This is a genomic window from Corynebacterium tuscaniense (genome assembly GCF_008693065.1).
Lineage (GTDB): Bacteria > Actinomycetota > Actinomycetes > Mycobacteriales > Mycobacteriaceae > Corynebacterium > Corynebacterium tuscaniense.
Genome location: NZ_VXKH01000118.1, coordinates 1 through 1,780, shown reverse-complemented (window position 1 = coordinate 1,780; position 1,780 = coordinate 1). Strand labels below are relative to the sequence as shown.

Genomic DNA, 1,780 nt, shown 5'->3' with positions numbered 1-1,780 from the left:
GTTGCCACAGTGGCCTGCCGTCAGCGCGATCTTCCGCCCCGCCGCGTCCCAGCCGGCCGCGGTGACAGTGCACATGCCAAACTGCCCCACGTAAATCGGCGTGCCCGGACCATACAGGGACACACCCCTGCCAACCGCCGCGCGGGCCGCGGGGTTTACTGGGTTGGCGTCAAAGAACGATCCCGGCACGCGGTTAAGCACCCGATCCGCGAACGGTTTGCCCGCCATCACCTTGGCCACCGGGTCCGTCTTCCAGTGATAGTTCGGGTCCACCTGCGCGTTGGCCACCGCGGGCATCATGATGAGCAACAGCGCTGCCGCCACAATTCCTCCGGCACGTTTCATCTTCGGCCCCTTTCAGCCTGACAATTCCGTCACAATCCTGTCACACCACATGCTCTTTCCGGTGAACCCACCCTCCGCGCTGTTAGTGTGGTGCGAGTGAATCAACGCCTCATCGTCCCTGATCTTGCCCGTGGCCTTGCTTTGCTGGGCATCGCCATGGCAAATATTTCCACTGCCTGGATCATCGCTGACATGCCTGGTGCGACCGGTGAATACGTCGGCTGGGTCCAGCCCGGCAATATTGCGGACCAGATCGCCGCCATGTTCGCCGCAATGTTCGTCCACGTGCGTGGTCTGCCCATGTTTTCCACGCTGCTTGGCTTCGGTGTCGGCCTGATCACCATGAGCCTGGCGCGGAAGAACTATCCGGCAAAGCAAGCCCGCCTCGTGTTGGTGAAACGCTACGGCATCTTGGCGTTATTCGGTCTCGTGCACATGTTCCTCATCTTCAACGGAGACATCATGGTCACCTACGGCCTGTGCGGCATGATCATGGGCTTGCTCATTGCCGTGCGAACGAAAATCCTGCAGATCATTGCATACTGCTCCATTGGTTTCTCCATCTTCATGGGCCTCATCGGCGCGGTCGGCGCGGCGTTCGGTGAAGACATGATGCTTCCTTTGAATCCAACCGCTGACTTCACCACTTTCAGCGACTATTTCATCGATAACGCAATGTGGGCTTTCGCTTTCCTCTTCAGTGCATGTGCCGCGATCCCTTTCCTCCTCGGCGTGATGCTCATCGGTTTCATTTGGGCTCGCGAAGGCGTGCTCGCTGACGTCAACGCACACCGTCGCACCCTGATCATCTGGTCCGCCCTAACCGTGGCCGTCATCCTTCTCATTGGCATCCCGTTGGGTCTGGCCTCCATCGGCGTGTTCAGCGGGCGCGTTGAAGCCATTTTCATTGCCCTCAACCAGGGCTTCGGCATCATCACCGGCCCCGGAATCCTGGCCATGATCGCGTTGGCCACCCAGCGCCTGAACAACACGGTGCCCGCGGTGTTCTACCCCTTCGTCGCACTGGGCAAGCGCTCTATGTCCGGCTACATCATGCAGTCCATCCTCTTCATTGTCACAGTCATGCCTTTCGGTCTCGGCTTGGGCCTCGAAGACGGCGTGGCCATGAAGCTCCTCATCGCCACCGGCATCTGGGCAGTCACTCTGATCCTGGCCACCATCCTCGAGGCCACCAATACCCAGGGTCCCTTCGAATGGGCGCACCGCCACCTCTCCTACGGCAAGACTGGCCGACTGGAGCCCTACACTGTTGCTCATGCTTGATCTGCGCTGTTACTTCATCACCGGCCACGGCTCGCACGAGCAGATCGTGGAGACCGCCCGCCAAGCCGCGCTCGGCGGCGCCGGCATGATCCAGGTGCGCAGCAAACCCATCAGCGCCCGCGCGCTCTACGACCTCGGCCTCGCGGTCGTC

General features: G+C 60.9%; 2 protein-coding genes and 1 pseudogene. 2 read left to right on the top strand and 1 reads right to left on the bottom strand.

The window, feature by feature from the left end:
* Positions 1-345: pseudogene (locus tag F4V54_RS10720) on the bottom strand (S1 family peptidase); the annotation flags it as partial.
* 96 nt (positions 346-441) lie between these two features.
* Between F4V54_RS10720 and F4V54_RS10715 the strand changes: the two are divergent.
* Positions 442-1,629 (top strand): DUF418 domain-containing protein, encoded by a 1,188-nt coding sequence (locus tag F4V54_RS10715; RefSeq protein ID WP_249041295.1) that lies wholly within the window; start codon positions 442-444, stop codon positions 1,627-1,629.
* Positions 1,622-1,780: thiamine phosphate synthase (locus F4V54_RS10710; protein ID WP_211359490.1), on the top strand; the 159-nt coding region annotated here is incomplete at its 3' end. The genes F4V54_RS10715 and F4V54_RS10710, both read left to right, overlap by 8 nt.